The following is a 20,200-nucleotide window of genomic DNA, read 5'->3' on the forward strand; positions in this document are numbered from 1 at the left end:
ATGGAGATGTGGTCGTAGCCGGTGACCTCCACCAGGAAGGCGGCCAGTTCGTCGATCATCTGCCGGTAGCCGGCCACCTGGTCGCGGGGCGCGAAGGGGTGGATGCGCGCGAACTCCGGCCAGGTGATGGGGATCATCTCGCTGGTGGCGTTGAGCTTCATGGTGCAGGAGCCCAGCGGGATCATGGCGTGGGCCAGCGACAGGTCCTTGTTCTCCAGGCGCTTGAGGTAGCGCAGCATCTCCGTCTCGCTGTGGTAGCGGCGGAAGGTCGGGTGGGTCAGGAAGTCCGACTCGCGCCGGCAGGCCGCCGGGATGCCGGTGAGTCCCTCGGCCAGCACCCGGTCGTCGAGCTCGCGCACCGAGAGGCCGTGCTCCTCGCCGAGCAGCACGTCGAACAGCACGTCCACATCGTGGGCGGTGGTGGTCTCGTCCAGGCTCAGGCCCACGTCGCCATTGGCGAAGTAGCGCAGGTTGAGGTCCTGGGTCATGGCCCGGCCATGGAGCTTGCCGGCGTCCACGCCGGTCAGGCGCAGGGTGTCGAACCAGCTGTCGTGGACCAGGGTGACGCCCTTTTCCGCCAGCCCCGTCGCCAGGATGGTGGTCAGGCGGTGGATGCGCGAGGCGATGGTGCGCAGCCCCTTGGCGCCGTGGTAGACGGCGTAGAAGCCGGCGATGTTGGCCAGCAGGGCCTGGGCGGTGCAGATGTTGGAGGTGGCCTTCTCGCGGCGGATGTGCTGCTCGCGGGTCTGCATGGCCATGCGCAGCGCCGTGTTGCCGCGGCTGTCCTTGGAGACGCCGATGATGCGGCCCGGGATCGAGCGCTTGAGCTTGTCGGTGGTGGCGAAGAAGGCGGCATGCGGGCCGCCGTAGCCCATCGGCACGCCGAAGCGCTGCGAGCAGCCCACCACCATGTCGGCGCCCAGCGCCCCCGGCTCCTTGAGCAGCACCAGGCCCATGAGGTCGGCCACCACGCAGGTCATCACGCCGCGCTCGCGGGCGGTCTCGATCAGCGGCGCCAGGTCGCGGACTGGGCCGCTGTCGCCGGGGTACTGCAGCAGGGCGCCGAAGACCTCATGCTCGGCGAGTTCCTCGGCCGGGGCCACCACCAGCTCGAAGCCGAACCAGGCGGCGCGGGTGCGCACCACGTCCAGGGTCTGGGGGAAGACGTCCTCGGCGACGAAGAAGGTGTCGCTCTTGGCCTTCTTGTTGGCGCGCTTGCACAGCGCCATGGCCTCGGCGGCGGCGGTGGCCTCGTCGAGCAGCGAGGCGTTGGCCAGTTCCATGCCGGTGAGGTCCATGACCATCTGCTGGAAGTTGAGCAGGCCCTCCAGGCGACCCTGGGAGATCTCCGGCTGGTAGGGCGTGTAGGCGGTGTACCAGCCCGGGTTCTCCAGCACGTTGCGCTGGATCACCGTCGGCAGGTGGGTGTCGTAGTAGCCCTGGCCGATGTAGCTCTTGACGACCCGGTTCTGGCGGGCCAGGCGCTGCAGGTAGTCCAGGGCCTCGGCCTCGCTCTTGGGCGGGTCCAGGTCCAGCTCACGTCCCAGCCGGATGTCGGCGGGGACGGTGGCCTCGATCAGCGAGGGCAGGCTCTCCATGCCGAGGGAGGTGAGCATGCTGTCCACGTCGGCGCCGGCCGGTCCGTTGTGGCGCTGGAGGAAGGCATCGTGAGCGGCCAGATCGGCCAGACGGCGGTTGTCGAAAGCCATGGAACACCCTGTGTGCGTGACGGGGCCTCGCCCCGGGAATCATCGAAACGGGCCGGCCCCGTCAGGGACGAGGCCGGAAATGGCGCCCGTCGTCGGCGGCCGGCACGGCTGGCCGGTGCCGAGGGGCGCCGGGGTGAGGATCACTCCTCGTCGGCGGCGACGGCCTGATAGGCGTCGGCATCGAGCAGGTCGTCGAGGACACTGGCGTCCTCGAGGCGTACCTTCATGATCCAGCCATCCTCGTAGGGCGACTCATTGACGGTCTCGGGCGCATCCTCGAGGGCCTCGTTGACCGCGAGGATCTCGCCGGCCACCGGCGCGTAGAGGTCGGAGGCGGCCTTGACCGACTCGATGACGCCGAACTCGTCGCCCACGGCCAGGGTGCGGCCCACCTCGGGAAGCTCGACGAAGACCACGTCGCCCAGCGCCTCCTGGGCATGGTCGGTGATGCCGATGGTCACGGTGCCGTCGCCATTGTCGAGGACCCATTCATGGCTTTCGGCATAGCGCAGGTTGGCGGGGATAGAGCTCATCGTGATTTCCTATACGAAAAAGGTTTTCGGATCCGCGAATGCTAACGCCATTGGCGGCATTTGGCGAGTCCTCCCGGTGGGTCGGTTCGATGCCTTGCGCTCCTCGACCCGTTCACAGGGTGGTCCGCCGGGGCCGGTTCGTCCAGTGGCGGGCCCGGCGTGAGGCCTGCTGCCGGGGGGAACTGGGATGCGACCGGGCCGCACGGCGCATGGCGGGCGGGATCCGGGGCGCGCCTCGGCGTCCGGCGGTGCCAGGCACCATCTCCTTGCTCCTTGGCGCCGCCGACAGTAGGCTTCCCGCGTTTCCGATCGGAAACAGGTGGCGTCATGGCGAGCGGTGCGGCCGAGGTGTCTCCTCCGGTTCATCGGGCTGGTGCATCAGTGGCAGGATCCGCTATCGTGAAGGCGTTCGTCCTGTCGATCTTTCGTCGAAGCCTGGCTCGTCCATGCCATTTCGTCTTTCCCGAGGTCAGGCGATACCCGGCGTGAATGGCGGGTCACAACAACAAGCGTGAATAAGGGAGACTCTCGTGGAAACCTTGAACAGTATCTTCGGTGCCATCAATGGCGTGGTATGGGGGCCATTGATGCTCATCCTGCTGCTGGGGGTGGGCCTCTACCTGCAACTCGGCCTGAAGCTGATGCCGATCCGCAAGCTCGGTACCGGCTTCAAGCTGATGTGGCAGGGGCGTGACAAGAAGCCGGAACCCGGCAAGAAGCCCGAGAAGCATGAGGACGGCGAGATATCGCCCTTCAATGCCCTGATGACGGCACTCTCCGCCACCATCGGCACCGGCAACATCGCCGGCGTGGCCACCGCTATCGCCCTGGGTGGCCCGGGGGCGGTGTTCTGGATGTGGATCACGGCCCTGGTGGGCATGGCGACGAAGTTCGCTGAGGCGGTGCTGGCGGTGCGCTTCCGCGAGACCGACAGCACCGGCTACCACGTCGGGGGGCCGATGTTCTACATCAAGAACGGCCTGGGCAAGAAGTGGCTGTGGCTGGGCGGCGCCTTCGCCTTCTTCGGCGCCGTGGCGGCCTTCGGCATCGGCAATACCGTGCAGTCCAACTCCGTGGCGGATGCCCTGGACTCCACCTTCGGCCTGCCGCACTGGATCACCGGGGTGGTGATCATGGTGCTGGCCGGCGCCGTGATCCTCGGCGGCATCAAGCGCATCGCCAAGGTGGCGGGCAAGCTGGTGCCGGTCATGGGGATCCTCTACGTGCTGGCCGGCCTGGTCGTGCTGATCATCAACGCCGGCCAGATCGGCGAGGCGTTCAGCATGATCTTCTACTACGCTTTCAACCCGCATGCGGCCATGGGTGGCTTCGCCGGCGCGGCGGTGATGGCGGCGATCCGCTTCGGCGTGGCACGCGGCATCTTCTCCAACGAGGCGGGCCTGGGCAGCGCCCCCATCGCCCACGCCGCGGCTCAGACCAAGAACCCGGTTCGCCAGGGCCTGATCGCCATGCTGGGTACCTTCATCGACACCATCATCGTCTGCTCCATCACCGCGCTGGTCATCCTGACCGCGGGGGTCTGGGAGACCGGCGAGGCCGGGGCGTCGCTGACCGCGCTCTCCTTCGACGCCGCCCTGCCGGGCATGGGCAATCAGATCGTGTCGCTGGCGCTGGCGGTGTTCGCCTTCACCACCATCCTCGGCTGGTCCTTCTACGGCGAGAAGTGCTTCCAGTTCCTGTTCGGCACCCGCTCGATCATGCTCTACCGGGTGCTGTTCGTTCTGGCGATCCCGCTGGGTGCCATGGCCCAGCTGGGCTTCATCTGGCTGATGGCCGACACCTTCAACGCCATGATGGCCATCCCCAACCTGATCGCCCTGGCGCTGCTGTCGCCGGTGGTCTTCAAGCTGGCCCGTGACTACTTCGACGGTAAGGAGATCCTGCCGGGCGAGGAGCTGGACCACGACAAATCCTGAGGGAGCGTCGCGCAAGAGAGGTGTCCAGAAGGGCACCTCTCTTGCGTTGGCCCCCAAGCCATGAGTGATGACGACATGAGTGAACTCAAGCATACCCCCTTGCACGCCCTGCACCTGGAACTGGGGGGCAAGATGGTGCCGTTCGCCGGCTACGACATGCCGGTTCAGTATCCGCTGGGGGTCAAGCGCGAGCACGAGCATACCCGCCGTGCCTGCGGGCTCTTCGATGTCTCCCACATGGGGCAGATCCTGCTGCGCGGCCCGAATCCGGCCGAGGCGCTGGAGAGCCTGGTGCCGGCGGACATCGTCGGGCTGACCGAGGGCATGCAGCGCTACGCGCTGTTCACCGCCGAGGAGGGCGGCATCCTGGATGACCTGATGGTGGTCAATGCCGGGGACCACCTCTACCTGGTGGTCAACGCCGCCTGTCGGGAACAGGATATCGCCCACCTGCGCCGCGGCCTGCCCGACCACGAGGTGGAGGTCGTCGACCGGGGCCTGCTGGCGCTGCAGGGACCCCAGGCGGCCGAGGTGATGCAGCGCCTGTGTCCCGAGGCGTGCGAGATGGTCTTCATGCAGCATGGCCACTTCACCATCGAGGGCATCGAGGTCTGGGCCAGCCGCAGCGGCTACACCGGCGAGGACGGCTTCGAGATCTCGGTAGCCGCCGAGGAGGCCGAAGCCCTGGCGCGCCTGCTGCTGGCGGAAGAGGAGGTGGATGCGATCGGCCTGGGGGCGCGTGACTCGCTGCGCCTCGAGGCGGGCCTGTGCCTCTATGGCCACGATATCGATACCGGGACGACGCCGGTGGAGGCGGGGCTGATCTGGGCCATCGGCAAGCCGCGCCGTCGCGGTGGCGAGCGGGCCGGTGGCTTCCCCGGGGCCGACCTGATCCTGCACCAGGTGGCGGAGAAGGACCATCGCCGCAAGCGGGTGGGCCTGCTCGGCGAGGGCCGCGCCCCGGTGCGCGAGGGGGCCGAACTCTACGATGCCGAGGAGAACCGGCTGGGCCAGGTGACCTCCGGCGGCTTCGGTCCCAGCATCGGCCGGCCGGTGGCGATGGGTTACGTGGCCATCGAGGCCAGCGAGGTCGGCACCACGGTGTATGCCGAGGTGCGGGGCAAGCGCCTGCCGATGACGGTGACCAGGATGCCCTTCGTCACGCCCGGGTACCATCGGGGCTGACGCCTGCCTTTTTATACCGTTATCTATCTAGGTGCCCAATGGCGGCCATCCCGACCCGGGATGGCCGTTTCATCATGGAGCACAAGCATCAAGGACGGCGACGTGTCAGGCGGGGGGCGCGGTCGGGTTCACCAGGCGGAAGGTCAGGCTGATGCGCAGCCCGGGCAGCCGGCGCGGCAGCAGGGCATGCTGCAGACTCTCCTGCACGCCGGCCCCCATCACCAGCAGGCTGTCATGGGGCAGCCAGACGTTGAAGGCCTCACGGGAGCGGTCCTTCCAGCGAAAGCGTAGCGGCCGCTCGCTCCCCAGGCTCACCGCGGCGATCAGCGGCGCCGGGCCAAGCTCGAGTTCGTCGTCACTGTGCCAGCCCATGCGCTCCTCGCCGCCGGCATAGCGATTGAGCAGCACGCTGTTGAAGCGGGAGCGGGTGCCGGCGTCGGCCAGCGCGCTGACCACCCGGTCGCGCAGGGCCGCCACCGCGGGGTGCCAGGGCTCGGGCAGGAAGTCCCGGCCCGAGTAGCAGTAACGGGCGTCGGGGTCCCCCATCCAGAGTTGGCGGCGCGGGATCGGATGCTCACGTCCGTAGAGACGCAGGGTGGGGCGCTGCCAGGCAAGTTCGCGGTCGAGCCGTGCCAGCGCCTTGCTGGCGGCGGGCTCACCGAGCAGGCCGTGCTGGAGGGTCAGGGCAGGCGAGTCGAGCAGGCGCTCGCCCGGCAGGAGAGTGGGCAACGTCATGACGCCAGGATGCCATCCCGCGCCCCCTGGCGACCAGCATCAGCCGGCCAGCTGCAGGCTCGCCAGGGCAAAGCCCATCCCCAGCAGGGCGCCGGCCAGCACATCGCTGATGTAGTGCAGCCCCAGACCCACCCGGGAGACGGCGATCAGCAGCGCGACGGGAACCAGCCAGGGCAGCAGCCAGGGGGCATGGGCGGCGGTCATCACGCAGAACAGCACGGCATGCATGGTATGGCCGCTGGGAAAGCTGTAGCGGTCCCGGGCGGGCTCGCTGCAGTTGATGATGCCGCGGAAGGTGATGAAGGGGCGTTCGCGACACAGGCGGGTCTTCAGCACTCGGTAGAGGCCGATGGCCACCAGGGCCGTGGCGATATACTGGGCCATCCGCTGGCCGCTGCCGGCGGGGTGGAGCAGCGGCTGGGCGAGGATCAGCGCGACCCACAGCGGCCAGTCTCCCAGCTTGCTGCAAAGGCGCAGCAGGGCCAGCCAGGGCGGGTGGACGTTGAAGCCGGCCAGGCGTCGGCAGAGCTGCCACTCGATGAGGTCGAGGCGTTCAAACACGGCAGGCGGATGCGGCTTCATCGTGGGTCTCCCGGGGCTGGGCCAGGGTGGCGAGGAAGGTATCGGCAATCGCCGACCAGCGGTACGTCAGGGCGCGCTCCCTGGCGGCGCGCCCCAGACGGGCATAGCGGGCAGGCTGTTGGCAGAGGGTCGCGGCGGCCTCCCGGAAGCCGGCCTCGTCACCCACCGCCAGGCTGACACCGTTGAGGTCGTCGTCGATCAGCTCGGCGCCGGCGGCATGGCGGAAGGCCACCACGGCCAGGCCACTGGCCATGGCCTCGAGGACCACATTGCCCCAGGTCTCGGAGATCGAGGGAAAGACGAAGAGGTCGGCACTGGCGTAATGGCGCACCAGGCTTTCCCTGTCGACGAAACCGGCGAAGTGGGCGTCGGGCAGGGCGCGCTGCAGCGCGGCCCGTCCCGGGCCGTCGCCGACCACTACCAGGGTGATGTCCGGGCGGGCGGCGAGCATCGCCGTGAAGGTGTCGCGCAACAGGTCGAGGTTCTTCTCGGCGGCGAGGCGTCCGACATGGAGCGCCACCGGACGATGGGCATCGCTGCCCCAGGCGGCGCGCAGGGCCGGGTCGCGATGGGCCGGCGAGAAGCGCTGGCCGTCGATGCCGCGCGCCATGACCCGCAGGTTGGCGAAGCCGCGGCCGGCAAGCGCCTCGGCCTGGGCACGGGTCGGCACCAGGGTGGCGGCCGTGCGGTTGTGGAAGTGGCGCAGGCGGCGCAGCACCAGCGGCGCCAGCCAGGGCAGACCATAGTCGCGGCAGTAGTGGTCGAAGTTGGTGTGCCAGCCGCTGACCACCGGGATGCCCAGCCGCTCGGCGGCGCGCAGGGCAGACCAGCCCAGCGGCCCCTGGGTGGCCAGGTAGACGGCCGTCGGGCGTTGCTGGCGCCACAGGCGCTGGATGGCCGCCGTGGCCGGCAGGCCGATACGCACCTGGCGGTAGCCGGGCAGGCCCAGCCCGTGGACCCGGAGCTCCGCCTCCATCCCCTCGGCGCGCGGCACGGCGCCGTCTGCCGGCCGGGGCCGGATCAGCTGGAGGGCCACGCCGCGCCGGCGCAGTTCCTCGCCGATCTGGCCGAGGGTATGGGCGACGCCGTTGATGTCGGGGGACCAGGTTTCACTGACCAGGCAGATGCGCATGGGGCTCCTCGTGCGGTGGCAGGCCCGAAGGGGGCTGACACCGCCGAGGATGGCGGCTGGGCATGACAGGCGCGCGTCACGGCGATGAACAAGGCATGACGGCAGGCCGGGCAGCGCCGCCTTGGTCAGCGCAGTACCTGGGCCGGGTCGATGGGCTTGCCCCCGTGGCGCATGTCGAAGAGCAGCCGCGGGCTGCCATCCTGCCGGCCGACCTCGCACACCGGGGTCCCGCGCTTTACCGCGTCGCCATTGGCCACCAGCGGCCTCGCGCAGAGCGCATAGACGCTCTGCAGGTTGTCGGCATGGTGTACGATCACCACTTGGCCGAGCTGTCGCATGCTGTCGGCGAAACGGACCTCGCCGTCGGCCACGGCACGGGCGCGGTTGCCCCGTCCGGTGGCCAGCAGCATGGGCTGCAGCGTGCCGCGCCCGTCGGCACCGAAGGCGCGCTCGACCCGGTACTCCTCCAGCGGCCAGGGCCAGCCCCGTGCGGAAGCGGGCAGGCCGCCGGGGTCCGGCAGGCGCCTGCTCGCCGGCCGGGCGGCCTGGCGCTTGTCGGACGCCTTGCTGCCGGTACTCCCCGAGGAGGCGGCCTGCCGGCCCCCCAGCGGTACCTGGATCAGCTGGCCGACCCTGAGGCTGGTGGGCGAGATGCCGGGGTTCGCCGCCTGGATCCGGTCGGCGCGTCCGCCGAAGCGCCGGGCGATGGCACTGTAGGTGTCCCCGGGACGCACCCGGTAGCGGTAGGGGCCCCCTGAGGGGGCCCGCTCGTCGCGTCCGGGGACAAGGAGTCGCTGGCCCACGGCCAGGCGCCGGGCATCGACCCCGGGGTTGAAGCGCTCCAGTCGTACCAGTGGCACCTCGGCGCGACGGGCGATCTCGCCCAGGGTGTCGCCGCGCTGGATGGTGATCCATTCGCCGGCGATCGCTTCACCCGTTCGTCCCTCGCCACCGCGCCCGGCGCAGCCGGCCAGCAGCAGCGCCAGGCCGAGCAGCAGGGTCAGCGCGATGAGTCGAGACGGCGATCCTTGTCCTGCCACAGGGCGTTGAGCCATGACTGGAAGCGTTCCTTGTAGTCCGTGTCGTCGTGATAGTCGCCCTCGAGCATCCAGGCCGGGACCGCCAGGCGGCGGGCCTCCAGCCGCACCCGTCCCTCGCGGCCGCAGAGGAAGCCCCAGAAGCTGGGGGCGGGATTGTCGTAGTGCAGGGTGACATCCAGGATGCCGCCGAGGCGGTCGCCGAGCAGGCTCACCACCTGGGCGATGCCGCCGGCGCGGGGCCTGAGCAGGTGGCGGTAGGGGGAATCCTGGGCGGCCTGCTTGGCGGGGGTGAAACGGGTCCCCTCGACGAAGTTGTAGATGGCGATGGGGCGCTCCCGGGCGTGGCGGCACATGCGCTCGGTGGCCTCGCGGTCACGGCGGGCCAGTTGGGGGTTGCGCTCGCGCTGCTCGCGGGTCAGCCGGCGCAGCATGGGGAACTCCATGGCCCAGAAGGCCAGGCCGACGATGGGGATCCAGATCAGCTGGCGCTTGACGAAGAAGTGGGGCATGGGAATGCGCCGGTGCAGGGCGAAGAACAGCAGGAAGATGTCGGTCCAGCTGCGATGGTTCGAGAGCACCAGCCACCACTGGTCGCGGGAGAGTCCCTCGGGCAGAGTCATCTCCAGGCGTGGCCTCAGCCAGCGACGCATCCACCAGAGGTTGCTGCCCACCCAGTTGAGCGCGACCCGGTTGAGGGCCGAAAGCACCCGGCGGCGCAGTCGCCGCCCCGGGGTCACCAGCTTGACCAGGGTGAGCAGGATCAGCGGGACCCCCCAGGCGAGGGTGGTGAGAGTCAGCAGCAGGATGCTGACGAGCCCCCTGAGGGTCGGCATGCCTGTCTCCTCGGCCGGATTCACGAGCCGCCCATGCTAATGGATCGGCCGCGGGCTGCCCAGCGGTCGGGGTCAACGTCCCGCGGCCAGGTCGGGGGTGCGGATGGTCTCGGCGAGCACCTCCTGGAGCGCCAGGGCGGCCACCGACAGCTCGTGGGTGTTCCAGGTCAGCACGCCGACGTCGCGTTCGATCACCGGGTCATCGAGGGGCACGCAGACGGCCCCGAGCTCCTGCATCTGGGCGATGCACAGCGAGGGGACCGCGCTGACGCCCAGGCCGCTGGCCACCATGCGGCCCACGGTGGCCAGCTGGTGGCACTCGAAGGCGGCGGGCAGGGTCAGGCCGCGACTCTCCAGCGCCTGTTCGAGCAGCCGGCGCACCATGGAGGGGCGTTGCAGGGCGATGAAGTCGCGGGTCATCAGCGTCGGCCAGCCGAGCCGCGAGCGCCCGGCGAGGCGCGATCCCGCCGGCACCACGGCAACGAAGCGGTCGCGAAACAGGGGGGTGAAGGAGAGGCTGCCGGTGGCCTCCGGCTCGAACACCAGCCCCAGTTCCACCTGACGGGCCCGCACCATCTCGATCACCTGCTCGTTGATCACGTCATGGACCGTGACGTTGACCCGCGGATGGCGCTGGCGGAAGACGCGCAGGGCAGGGGGCAGCAGGTTGCTGGCAAAGGAGGGCATGGTGGCCACCGCCAGGCGGCCCAGCTGCAGCGTGAAGCGCTGGCGCAGCAGCTCCTCGGTGTTGTCCCACTCGGCGATCAGGCGCTTGGCCAGGGGCACCAGCGACTCACCCTCCGGGGTAAGCCGCACGCTGCGGGTGCTGCGGATCAGCAGGCGACCGCCCAGGCTCTCCTCGAGTCCCTTGATCGCCAGGCTCAGGGCCGGCTGGGAGAGGTGAAGGTGTTCGCAGGCCTGGGTGAAGCTCAGGGTCCGGGCCACGGCGAGGAAGGCGCGCAGTTGCTTGACGGTCATGGCATGCTACCAAGGTCAAATTTATCAGCAAAACGGATCAATCGATAAATAAAACAAACTTAACAAATATATTGGCAGCGGCAACACTGGCCTGACATTCTGCCCACTCACTCCACCACTCACTCCACAACAACGCGAGGCGCCACTATGGCCGGATTCGACAAGCGTGTGTATTCCTACGAAGAGGCAATGGACGGCATCGAGAGCGGCATGACCGTGATCGCTGGCGGCTTCGGCCTCTGCGGCATCCCCGAGAACCTGATCGCCGAGATCAAGCGCCGCGGCGTCAATGACCTGACGGTATGGTCCAACAACTGCGGCGTCGACGGCTTCGGCCTGGGCCTGCTGCTGGAGGACAAGCAGATCAGCCGGATCCACGCCTCCTACGTCGGCGAGAACGCGCTCTTCGAGCAGCAGATGCTCAATGACGAGATCGAGGTGATCCTCACGCCCCAGGGCACCCTGGCGGAGAAGATGCGTGCCGGCGGCGCCGGTATCCCGGCCTTCTATACCGCCACCGGCTACGGCACCCCGATCGGCGAGGGCAAGGAAGTGCGCGAGTTCAACGGCCGCCACTACATCCTCGAGGAGTCGGTGGTGGGGGATTTCGCCATCGTCAAGGGCTGGAAGGCCGACCGCTACGGCAACGTCGTCTATCGCGACACCGCCCAGAACTTCAACCCGATGGCCGCCACCGCGGGCAAGATCACCGTGGTCGAGGTCGAGGAGATCGTCGAGCCCGGCGAGCTCAAGCCCGACCAGATCCACACCCCGGGGATCTACGTCGACCGCATCATCCAGGGCAGTTTCGAGAAGCGCATCGAGAAGCGCACCGTGCGCAAGGGCTGAGCCCCGCCGCTTTTCCACGACCGCTTCTCCACCGACCACAAGAGGCAACAAGATGGCACTGACTCGCGAACAGATGGCAATGCGCGTGGCGCGCGAACTCGAGGACGGCTTCTACGTCAACCTGGGCATCGGCATCCCGACCCTGGTGGCCAACTACATCCCCGACGGCATCGACGTGATGCTGCAGTCCGAGAACGGCCTGCTGGGCATGGGGCGCTATCCCACCGAGGAGGAGGTCGACCCGGACATGATCAACGCCGGCAAGGAGACGGTCACCGCCCGTCCGGGCGCGGCGATCTTCTCGTCGGCCGAATCCTTCGCCATGATCCGCGGCGGCCACGTGGACCTGACCGTGCTGGGGGCCTTCGAGGTCGACCAGAACGGCAACATCGCCTCCTGGATGATCCCCGGCAAGCTGATCAAGGGGATGGGCGGCGCCATGGACCTGGTGGCCGGCGCCGAGAACATCATCTGCACCATGACCCACGCCTCCAAGCACGGTGAGTCCAAGCTGCTCGAGTCCTGCAATCTGCCCCTGACCGGCGCGGGCTGCATCAACCGGGTGCTGACCGACCTTGCCTACCTGGAGATCAAGGATGGCGCCTTCCACCTCAAGGAGCGCGCCCCGGGCGTCTCCGTGGAGGAGATCAAGTCGCTGACCGCCGGCAAGCTGGTGGTGCCCGACCACGTCCCGGAGATGACCTTCGAGGAGTGATGAACTCCCCGTTGTCGGCAAGGCCTGCGGCCCGGACTCCTGTCCGGGCCGCTTTCGTAAGGGACATCGAAGGACGAGTGTCGAAAAACTGACCATTTCGCGCCGGGCCCCCTGGCCGCCCGCCCTGGGCACCCTTCAAACGTGATGATGCACAGCGTTATCCACAGAATCTGTGGATGACCGGGGTCAGGAGAGCTCGCAGCGGGTGTGGTGGGGCAGCAGGAGCTCGGCGGCGCGCTCCTGGTTGGCGCTGACCTGCTTCTGGACCAGGGCGAGCCCGCCGAGGCCGACGCGATGCTCGTCGCCCTCGGCGAAGGCCAGGCGTCGCGAGCTGGTGGCGTAGAAGCGGTAGTCGAGCAGCGGCGAGACGGGGAAGAGGCCGTGGTGGCGGTCGTTGCTGCCGGCGAGGCCGGCCTGGCGCAGCTGGCCATCGAGCGTGGCGATGTCGCGCCCCAGGCGCTGGCAGTCGAAGCCGGCGTGGTGCATCCTTGGCCCCATCACCGAGAGCCAGCCGGCCAGCGGGTGGGCCTGGTGCAGGGCCTGATAGGTGTCCCAGTCGGGCATCGGCCAGGGGCGGCCGTGGCAGAGCAGGGCCTGGCTGCGGGCCTCGCGGGGGTCGGCGTTGCCGACCAGCTGCTGGAGACGCTCGCGGGGCTGGCGCGAGAGGGTGCCGAGCTGGAGTTCGGCGAGCACGACCCAGGCCCCGTCGTCCGGTGCGGTTAACAGGGTGGCGAGCAGGCCGCGATCGGCCATGGCGTAGCGCTGGTGCGGCCGATAGCCATACCGCACCAGGGTCGGCAGCAGGGCCTCCATCGCCCAGGGGCCATGGTTCAGGGTCAGGATCGCCAGGTACTCCGCCGGCGCCTCCACGGGCCAGAGCCGCAGTCCGCCCACGTCCGGGTGCTGGTGGATATAGTCCAGCCACAGCTGCTGGACGAACTCTTCCCGTTGCATCGTGCCTTGTCCCTCTGTCGTGATGCCCTGTGCGCCTGCACGCCGCCAGTATAGGCAGCGGGTCCGCAGCGGCATTCAACGCGGGGAAGACGTTCGTCGTGGCAGGGTCACCTCGGGTCGAGGCAGGCGAGGGTACCGCGGGCCATCTCGCCCTCCTCGTCGGTGGGAATCACGGCCACGGCCGGGCCTCGCCCGGCGTCGATGCGCAGGGCATGGCGGGCATTGGCCGGCCCGTCGAGGCGGATGCCGAGCCATTCCATGGCGTGGAGAGTGCGACCACGGATCTCGGCGGCGTGCTCGCCGATGCCACCGGTGAAGACCAGTGCATCGAGGCCACCGAGCAGCGCCACCAGGGCGCCGATCTCCCCCAGCAGCCGGTCGATGAACAGCGCCACCGCCTCCTCGGCATGGGGCGAGTGGCTCTCCAGCAGGTCGCGCATGTCGGCGGAGATCCCCGAGACGCCGAGCAGGCCGCTGTCGTGGTAGAGCATCCGCTCCACCTCGGCGACGCTCATGCCCCGCTGCTGCAGGTAGAGCACCACGCCGGGATCGAGGCGGCCACAGCGGCTGCCCATCATCATGCCGTCGAGCGCCGTGAAGCCCATCGACGTCGCCACGCTGCGGCCGTTCTCCAGTGCGCAGAGGCTGCACCCCTGGCCCAGATGGGCCACCACCACCCGGCCCCGGGCGGCCGCCTCGCCGACCACGGCCGGCAGCTGACGGGCCACGTGGGCGTAGGAGAGGCCGTGGAAGCCGTAGCGAAGCACCCCCTCGTCGGCGAGATGCCGCGGCAGGGCGAAGAGCTGCCGGACCCGCGGCTGGGTGCGGTGGAAGGCGGTGTCGAAGCAGGCCACCTGGGGCAGGGTCGGGTGGCGTGACAGCAGGTCGCGAATGATCGACAGCGACTGGGGCTGGTGCAGGGGGGCCAGGGGCTCCAGGCCTTCCAGGTAGGCCAGTCGGTCGGAATCCAGGCGGACCGGCTCGGCCAGTCGGGTGCCGCCGTGGACCACCCGGTGGCCGACGCCGGCGAGCTGCCCGAGGTCGAAATGGGTGCCCAGCCAGTCGAGCAGCGCCTCGGCAACGGCGGCGTGGCCACTCTCCGTGGGGGCGAAGCCCTCGGCGTCGAGCCCGCCGCTGACCAGCCGCAGCGCCGGGGCCTCGCCGATGCGCTCCACCACGCCGCGCATCCGGCACTCCATCTCATCGTAGAGCCCGAACTTGAGGGTCGCCGAGCCGGCATTGAGGACCAGAACCCGGCTCATGACGCGCCCGCCTCGGCCTGGCGGCGCACCAGCAGCTGGGCCAGGGCGGCGGAGGCCAGCCGCGTCTCCACGTCGTCGGCGCGGCTGGTGAGCATGATCGGCACCCGGGCGCCGGCCACCAGCCCCGCGGCCTGGGCACCGGCCAGGTGGATCAGCAGCTTGGCGACCATGTTGGCGGCCTCGAGGTCCGGGGCGATCAGGATGTCGGCCTGGCCCGCCACCGGCGAGTCGAGCCCCTTCTGGCGGGCGGCGCTCAGGGAGACGGCGTTGTCGATGGCCAGCGGGCCGTCGAGCACGCCGCCCTCGATCTGGCCGCGTTCGGCCATCTTGCACAGCGCCGCGGCCTCGATGGTGGAGGGCAGGGTGGCGCGTACCGTCTCCACCGCCGAGAGCACGGCCACCCGTGGGCGGTCGATGCCGATGGCGCGGGCCAGGTCGATGGCGTTCTGGATGATGTCGGCCTTGGTGGCCAGGTCCGGCGCGATGTGCAGGGCGGCGTCGGAGATCAGCAGCGGGCGCGGGTAGCTGGGGACGTCCAGGGCGTAGACATGGCTCATCTGGCGTTCGGTACGCAGACCCGCCTGCCGGGTGACCGCTGCGCTCATCAGTTCGTCGGTATGCAGGGCGCCCTTCATCAGCGCCTCCGCCTCTCCGTCGGCGGCGAGGCGCACGGCACGTTCCGCCGAGGCATGGCTGTGGGGCGTGTCGATCAGCCTCAGGGTGTCGAGGGTCTCGCCCAGTTCATCGGCGGCGGCCTCGATGCGGGCCCGGGGGCCGACCAGCAGCGGCTCGATCAACCCCTCGCGCCAGGCGGCCAGGGCACCGGCCAGTGAGGGCGCATCGCAGGGGTGGACCACCGCGGTGCGCAGCGGCGACAGGTCGCGGGTGGCCTCGATGAGCCGGCGGTGCTGGGCGCCGGTCTGGTGCCAGTGGCGGTCGGGATCGGGGGCGGTGAGGGGGCGGTCCATGGAGGGCTCCGGGGCAGGGGGGCTGCTCCAAGGGTAGCACCGCCGCAGACGACGACACCGCCACCCGGGCGGGATGGCGGCGTCAGGTGGCGAGGGCCTGGGGCTCAGCCGGAAACGGTCAGCAGGGCCTGGTCACGCACGTAGCGGTCGAACTCGGTGAAACCGCCGACGTGGGTCTGGTCGACGAAGATCTGCGGCACGGTGTGCACCGGCTTGCCGATAGTCTTCTCCATGTCGGCCTTGGTGATGCCTTCGGCATGGATATCGACATAGCGGTGACCCTCGATGGCTCCGGCACTCTCCAGCCGGGCGGCGAGGGCCTTGGCTCGGTCGCAGAAGGGGCAGGCGGGGCGACCGAAGATGACGACGAACATGCAGCGACTCCTTGCACGGCAGGGTGCGTGAAGAGGGATGAGGAAGATTTCCTGCCATTGTGACCGAGCAGGCGAGGTTTCGCCAATAGCCGGCCCCTTGTGCGGTGATGGCGTCCTCCTATCGCGGCATTCAGAGGTCGATCTCCCCGGCATCGGCCCGGCGCAGCAGGTCGCCGAGCGCGTCATGGAGGCCGGGACTGGTGACCAGCAGGTTCTCGCCGTAGAGGTCCTCGGGAATCCCCGCCGGCCCGGGATAGAGGTGGCCGGTGCGGGCGCCCGCCTCCCGGGCGATCAGCCAGCCGGCGGCGCAATCCCAGGGGGAGACGCTCTCGTAGTAGGCATCCAGTCGGCCGCAGGCCACGTCGCACAGGTCCAGGGCCGCCGAGCCGTTGCGACGCACGTCCTGGCAGTGGGCCAGCACGGCGGTGAGGCGACGTATCAGCGGCGGGCGGCTGTCGCGGCGGTAGGGGAAGCCCGTGCCCACCAGGGCGTGTGCCATGTCGGTGGTGCGGCTGGCATGGATCGCCTCGCCATTGCGCCAGGCCCCCTGGCCGTCGAGCGCGGTGAAGGTCTCGCCCAGGAAGGGGGCATGCACCACCCCCAGCCGGGTGCGGCCCTTGCTGGCCCAGCCGATGGAGACCGCCACATGGCGCAGGCCATGGGCGAAGTTGACCGTGCCGTCGATGGGATCGACCACCCATAGCGCCCGGGGGCTGGCCAGTACCTCGCGATCCGGGGCCAGCTCCTCGCTGAGCCGCGCCTCGCCGGCGAAGTGCTGCTCGAGGCGCTCGCCGATGCGCGTGTCCACCTCGACGTCGGTATCGGTGACCAGCTCGTGGCCATGCTTGTAGCGATGGCCGAAGACCTGGCGCTCACGGGCCTCGACGATCATCCGGCCGGCCTCGTGGGCGATGTCGACGGCGATCTCCAGTCGCTGGGCGGGGGTCATGGCGGCTCCTCGGCAGGGGGAAACGGCCCTCCATGCTAGCAGCTCGGCCTGCCCCTGCCGAATGCCTGCCGCGGCGGCTATACTGGCGCCCCCGTCGCCCTGGAGGACTCCATGCAGGCCCTGACCGCCGACCAGTATGCCCGGCTGCGCCAGCTGGCCGAGGCCTGGCGCCACTGCCACCTGAAGGCTGCCAAGCGCGAGCCCCGCTTCAACCCGCGACTGGGGGTGGATGCCCTCTGCTTCCAGCCCCATTCGCTCGAGGACGGTCGCCGCGGGCTGCTCGGGGCCCTGGTCACGCCCGTCTCGCTGTCGCTGGTCCTGGCCCTCGACGAACCGGTCGCGCCGCGGCCCACCGCCGCCGAGCTGACGCTGGCGCTGCCCTCGGGACGCTACCCCTTCGTGTTCGAATCACTGGGCGAGGCGGACGGGTGGTGGCGCTGCGCGCTGCTCGACGACCTCTCCGACGTCGGCTCCCTGCAGGAGGGCAGCCGTCTCGCCCAGCAGCTGATGGAGCGGGTCATGACGCCGGACCCGCCGGCCGCCTGAGCGGATGACGCGCTGCGTCATCCGCCTTATGCTGGTGGCGGAGATCGACCATGCCACCCCGGGCCCGTGAGGGCCTGCCCGGTGCCGCCCCGGCCCGGGTCACAGGACAGAGGAGTCATGCATGACCGCTAACGCTTCCACCCCCCGCGTCGCCCTGGTCACCGGCACCAGCAGCGGCATCGGCGAGGCCGTGGTCCGCCATTTCTGCGAGCAGGGCCATCAGGTGCTGGCCGTGGACTTCAATCCGGCCGGCAAGGAGGTCGCCGAGCAGGCGGGTGCCGCCTTCTTCCAGGCCGACCTGACCGACGGCGAGGCCTGCAAGGCGGCGGTGGCCGAGGCGGTCAAGCGCTTCGGGCGTGTCGACATCCTGGTCAACAACGCCGGCATCCAGCACGTCTCGCCCATCGAGGAGTTCCCGGAGGAGAAGTGGCGACAGATCATCGACCTGATGCTCACCGCGCCCTTCCTGCTCACCCAGGCCGCCTGGCCCTCGATGCGCGAGAACGGCTGGGGGCGCATCGTCAACATCGCCTCGGTCCATGCCCAGGTGGCCTCGCCGGGCAAGTCGGCCTACATCAGCGCCAAGCACGGCATGATCGGCCTGACCAAGACCGCGGCGCTGGAGGGCGGCAGCCAGGGCATCACCGCCAATGCCATCTGTCCCGCCTACGTCAAGACGCCGCTGGTCGACAACCAGATCGCCGACCAGGCGAGGATGCACGGCATGGAGGAGCAGGAGGTGATCGAGAAGATCATGCTCAAGAATGCGGCCGTGAAGCGCCTTATCGAGCCCCATGAGGTGGCCGAGCTGGTCGGCTACCTGGCCTCCGACCTCGCCGGTGCCGTCACCGGGGCGAGCTGGAACATCGACCTGGGCTGGACGGCGCAGTAAGGGCCAAGCTACAAGCGCCGAGCGACAAGCAAACCCCGAGGCCGTGGCCTCGGGGGTTGCGTCTGGTCGTCGGCATCACATCCTGGCCGCTTGGCCGCTTGGCCGCTTGGCCGCTTGGCCGCTTGGCCGCTTGGCCGCTTGGCCGCTTGGCCGCGTCAGCGCCTCACCGGCCGCTTCTGCAGCTTGCGCTGCAGGGTGCGGCGGTGCATCCCCAGGGCGCGGGCGGTGGCGGAGATGTTGCCGTCGTGCTCCTGCAGCACCTTCTGGATGTGCTCCCAGGTGATGCGGTTGATCGACGGCGGATTGTCGGCCACCTCGGTCTCCGGGTCGCCCTCCGCCCGGGACAGGGCCACCAGTACCTCGTCGGCATCCGCCGGCTTGCAGAGGTAGTTCACCGCGCCCAGCTTGATCGCCTCCACCGCGGTGGCGATGCTCGAGTAGCCGGTCAGCACCACCACCCGACACGCCGGCACGATCTCCAGCAGTTCCGGCAGCAGCTTCAGTCCCGACTCGTGTTCCAGCTTGAGGTCCAGGGTGGCCAGCTGGGGCTGGTGGCGGCGCGCCAGGGAGAGGGCCTGGGCGGCGTCATGGGCCACCAGCACCTCGAAGCCCCGGCGGCTCAGGGCACGGTCGAGCACGTGGCAGAACATCTCGTCGTCATCGATGATCAGCAGGCGTTCGGCGGTCTCTTGCATGTTGTCCTCGCAGGGGTCACGGGGTCCGTCAACCGTCGGGTGTCAGGGATTGGGCTGGCTACGCGGCAGGGTCACCTCGGTCAGGGTGCCGCCCTCGGGGTGATTGTACAGGCTCACGCCGCCCCCGAAGCGATTGATGGTGGCATGGGTCAGGAAGAGGCCGATGCCCAGTCCCTTGCTCTTGGTGGAGACGAAGGTCTCGCCCAGCTGGTCGGCGATGGACATCGCCACGCCGGGGCCATGGTCGCGGATGTCGATGATCACCTCGTCGGCGTTCCAGTCGAGCCGGATGGTGATGTCGTCCGGGTTGGCGTCGGCGGCGTTGTTGAGCAGGTTGGTCAGTGCCTGGTCGAGGGTGGCATCCACCGCCAGCCAGGGCTGGCCGCGTCGCTCGGCGACCTCCAGTTGGTGGCTGACATCGGGGCGCAGCACCAGCCAGCGCTGGACCACCCCGGCCAGCCAGACCTGGGCGTCGTGTACCTCGGGCTCGGCCATGCGCCGTCGGTCGGCACTCTCCACCAGGTGTCGCAGCCGCGCCTTGCAGGTATCCACCTGCTGGCGCAGCAGCTCGATGTCCCGGATCAGGTCCGGATGGTCCCTGGCATCCTCGCGCATCTCGCTGAGCAGCACCGCCATGGTGGAGAGAGGGGTACCCAGCTCGTGGGCGGTGCCTGCCGCCTGGGTGGCCACGGCCAGCACCTGCTCGTTGCGCAGGGCGGCCTCGCGGGTGCGCGAGAGCGCCTGGTCGCGACTGCGCAGGGCGCGGGCCATCTTGTAGATGAAGAAGGTGACCAGCCCTGCCGAGAGCCCGAAGTTGAGCCACATGCCCAGCACGTGAAGGCTGAGGGTCGCCCCACCGTGGCCCTGGGCGAATTGCGGTACCGGCTGATAGGCCACCATCAGGAAGCTGTAGGCGGCCATGGAGGCGGCGGCGATCACCCAGGCATGCCGCCAGGGGAGGGTCGCCGCGGCGATGGTCACCGGCACCAGGTAGTAGTTGATGAAGGGGTTGTGGGAGCCGCCGGTGAAGTAGAACAGCAGCGTCAGGCCCGTCACGTCGATCAGCAGGTGGACCAGGTACTCGCCGTGGGTCACCGCCCGGGGGCGGCCCATGCGCCACCAGGTGGCGATGTTGATCGCTCCCATGGCGACGATCACCGCGATCACCGCCGGCACCTCCAGCGAGAAGCCCAGCACCTCGATGCCGATGATGATCGCGGCCAGGAAGCCGGTCCAGGTGATGCCGCGCACGATGGTCAGCCGCACCAGGTTGCGGTTGGGCGTGGAGAGCGGCAGGGGCAGGGCGGCTGGCATGGCGACTCCGTGGATTGA

Annotated in this window: 20 protein-coding genes and 1 pseudogene; 6 read left to right on the forward strand and 15 right to left on the reverse strand. The window is 69.5% G+C overall.

Features of this window, described 5'->3' with window-relative positions; translation table 11 throughout:
- Positions 1–1,709, reverse strand: a pseudogene (locus SCI24_RS07375) (glycine dehydrogenase (aminomethyl-transferring)); the annotation flags it as partial.
- 140 nt (positions 1,710–1,849) lie between these two features.
- Entirely contained in the window at positions 1,850–2,242 is a 393-nt protein-coding gene (gcvH, locus tag SCI24_RS07380; RefSeq protein WP_133637758.1) for a glycine cleavage system protein GcvH, read from the reverse strand.
- A 530-nt stretch (positions 2,243–2,772) separates the two neighbouring features.
- Between gcvH and SCI24_RS07385 the strand changes: the two genes are divergently transcribed.
- Together SCI24_RS07385 and gcvT are read left to right on the forward strand one after the other, a co-directional pair.
- Positions 2,773–4,179, forward strand: coding sequence for a sodium:alanine symporter family protein (locus SCI24_RS07385; protein WP_318724777.1), 1,407 nt, complete (start codon positions 2,773–2,775; stop codon positions 4,177–4,179).
- Positions 4,180–4,254: 75 nt separating this feature from the next.
- Positions 4,255–5,364, forward strand: a complete 1,110-nt coding sequence (gene gcvT / locus SCI24_RS07390; protein ID WP_318724778.1) for a glycine cleavage system aminomethyltransferase GcvT — start codon at positions 4,255–4,257, stop codon at positions 5,362–5,364.
- Between the two features lie 105 nt (positions 5,365–5,469).
- Here gcvT and SCI24_RS07395 read toward each other — a convergent pair whose 3' ends face one another.
- The 6 genes from SCI24_RS07395 to SCI24_RS07420 form a co-directional block, all read right to left on the reverse strand.
- Positions 5,470–6,099 (reverse strand): alpha-ketoglutarate-dependent dioxygenase AlkB, encoded by a 630-nt coding sequence (locus SCI24_RS07395; RefSeq protein ID WP_318724779.1) that lies wholly within the window; start codon positions 6,097–6,099, stop codon positions 5,470–5,472.
- 39 nt (positions 6,100–6,138) lie between these two features.
- Complete coding sequence (locus tag SCI24_RS07400; RefSeq protein ID WP_318724780.1) at positions 6,139–6,681, reverse strand: phosphatase PAP2 family protein; 543 nt, start codon at positions 6,679–6,681, stop codon at positions 6,139–6,141.
- Positions 6,653–7,813 carry a glycosyltransferase family 1 protein gene (locus SCI24_RS07405; protein ID WP_318724781.1) on the reverse strand — a complete coding sequence of 387 codons (1,161 nt, stop codon included), beginning with the start codon at positions 7,811–7,813 and terminating at the stop codon, positions 6,653–6,655. Before SCI24_RS07405 ends, SCI24_RS07400 begins: the two co-directional genes overlap by 29 nt.
- 125 nt (positions 7,814–7,938) lie before the next feature.
- Positions 7,939–8,868: a M23 family metallopeptidase gene (locus SCI24_RS07410; protein ID WP_318724782.1), complete on the reverse strand. Its 930-nt coding sequence runs from the start codon at positions 8,866–8,868 to the stop codon at positions 7,939–7,941.
- Positions 8,814–9,686, reverse strand: coding sequence for an acyltransferase (locus SCI24_RS07415; RefSeq protein WP_318724783.1), 873 nt, complete (start codon positions 9,684–9,686; stop codon positions 8,814–8,816). The genes SCI24_RS07410 and SCI24_RS07415 overlap by 55 nt, the downstream gene beginning before the upstream one ends.
- Before the next feature lie 72 nt (positions 9,687–9,758).
- The gene (locus SCI24_RS07420; protein WP_318724784.1) at positions 9,759–10,664 is read right to left on the reverse strand and encodes a LysR family transcriptional regulator; all 906 of its coding nucleotides are present in this window, start codon (positions 10,662–10,664) and stop codon (positions 9,759–9,761) included.
- 147 nt (positions 10,665–10,811) lie between these two features.
- Here SCI24_RS07420 and SCI24_RS07425 point away from each other — a divergent pair, with 147 nt between their 5' ends.
- Together SCI24_RS07425 and SCI24_RS07430 are read left to right on the forward strand one after the other, a co-directional pair.
- Positions 10,812–11,513, forward strand: a complete 702-nt coding sequence (locus SCI24_RS07425) for a CoA transferase subunit A (RefSeq protein ID WP_318724785.1) — start codon at positions 10,812–10,814, stop codon at positions 11,511–11,513.
- A 52-nt stretch (positions 11,514–11,565) separates the two neighbouring features.
- Entirely contained in the window at positions 11,566–12,228 is a 663-nt protein-coding gene (locus SCI24_RS07430) for a CoA transferase subunit B (RefSeq protein ID WP_318724786.1), read from the forward strand.
- A 186-nt stretch (positions 12,229–12,414) separates the two neighbouring features.
- Here SCI24_RS07430 and SCI24_RS07435 read toward each other — a convergent pair whose 3' ends face one another.
- The 5 genes from SCI24_RS07435 to SCI24_RS07455 form a co-directional block, all read right to left on the reverse strand.
- Positions 12,415–13,182 carry a DUF1338 domain-containing protein gene (locus tag SCI24_RS07435; RefSeq protein ID WP_318724787.1) on the reverse strand — a complete coding sequence of 256 codons (768 nt, stop codon included), beginning with the start codon at positions 13,180–13,182 and terminating at the stop codon, positions 12,415–12,417.
- A gap of 107 nt (positions 13,183–13,289) precedes the next feature.
- Complete coding sequence (locus tag SCI24_RS07440; protein ID WP_318724788.1) at positions 13,290–14,444, reverse strand: acetate/propionate family kinase; 1,155 nt, start codon at positions 14,442–14,444, stop codon at positions 13,290–13,292.
- Positions 14,441–15,520 carry a bifunctional enoyl-CoA hydratase/phosphate acetyltransferase gene (locus tag SCI24_RS07445; RefSeq protein ID WP_318724816.1) on the reverse strand — a complete coding sequence of 360 codons (1,080 nt, stop codon included), beginning with the start codon at positions 15,518–15,520 and terminating at the stop codon, positions 14,441–14,443. The genes SCI24_RS07440 and SCI24_RS07445 overlap by 4 nt, the downstream gene beginning before the upstream one ends.
- Entirely contained in the window at positions 15,517–15,786 is a 270-nt protein-coding gene (locus SCI24_RS07450) for a GrxA family glutaredoxin (protein WP_106230942.1), read from the reverse strand. Before SCI24_RS07450 ends, SCI24_RS07445 begins: the two co-directional genes overlap by 4 nt.
- Before the next feature lie 130 nt (positions 15,787–15,916).
- On the reverse strand, positions 15,917–16,735 hold the full coding sequence (locus SCI24_RS07455; RefSeq protein WP_318724789.1) for an inositol monophosphatase family protein: 819 nt from the start codon (positions 16,733–16,735) through the stop codon (positions 15,917–15,919).
- A gap of 111 nt (positions 16,736–16,846) precedes the next feature.
- On the opposite strand from SCI24_RS07455, the gene hybE reads away from it, so the two are divergent.
- Together hybE and SCI24_RS07465 are read left to right on the forward strand one after the other, a co-directional pair.
- Entirely contained in the window at positions 16,847–17,281 is a 435-nt protein-coding gene (hybE, locus tag SCI24_RS07460) for a [NiFe]-hydrogenase assembly chaperone HybE (protein ID WP_318724790.1), read from the forward strand.
- A gap of 121 nt (positions 17,282–17,402) precedes the next feature.
- The gene (locus SCI24_RS07465; protein WP_318724791.1) at positions 17,403–18,173 is read left to right on the forward strand and encodes a 3-hydroxybutyrate dehydrogenase; all 771 of its coding nucleotides are present in this window, start codon (positions 17,403–17,405) and stop codon (positions 18,171–18,173) included.
- A gap of 155 nt (positions 18,174–18,328) precedes the next feature.
- Here SCI24_RS07465 and SCI24_RS07470 read toward each other — a convergent pair whose 3' ends face one another.
- The gene (locus SCI24_RS07470; RefSeq protein WP_318724792.1) at positions 18,329–18,868 is read right to left on the reverse strand and encodes a response regulator transcription factor; all 540 of its coding nucleotides are present in this window, start codon (positions 18,866–18,868) and stop codon (positions 18,329–18,331) included.
- 42 nt (positions 18,869–18,910) lie between these two features.
- Positions 18,911–20,182 carry an ATP-binding protein gene (locus tag SCI24_RS07475; protein WP_318724794.1) on the reverse strand — a complete coding sequence of 424 codons (1,272 nt, stop codon included), beginning with the start codon at positions 20,180–20,182 and terminating at the stop codon, positions 18,911–18,913.
- Positions 20,183–20,200 lie beyond the last annotated feature (18 nt).

The sequence above is a fragment of the Halomonas sp. genome (genome assembly GCF_033549285.1).
Lineage (GTDB): Bacteria > Pseudomonadota > Gammaproteobacteria > Pseudomonadales > Halomonadaceae > Halomonas.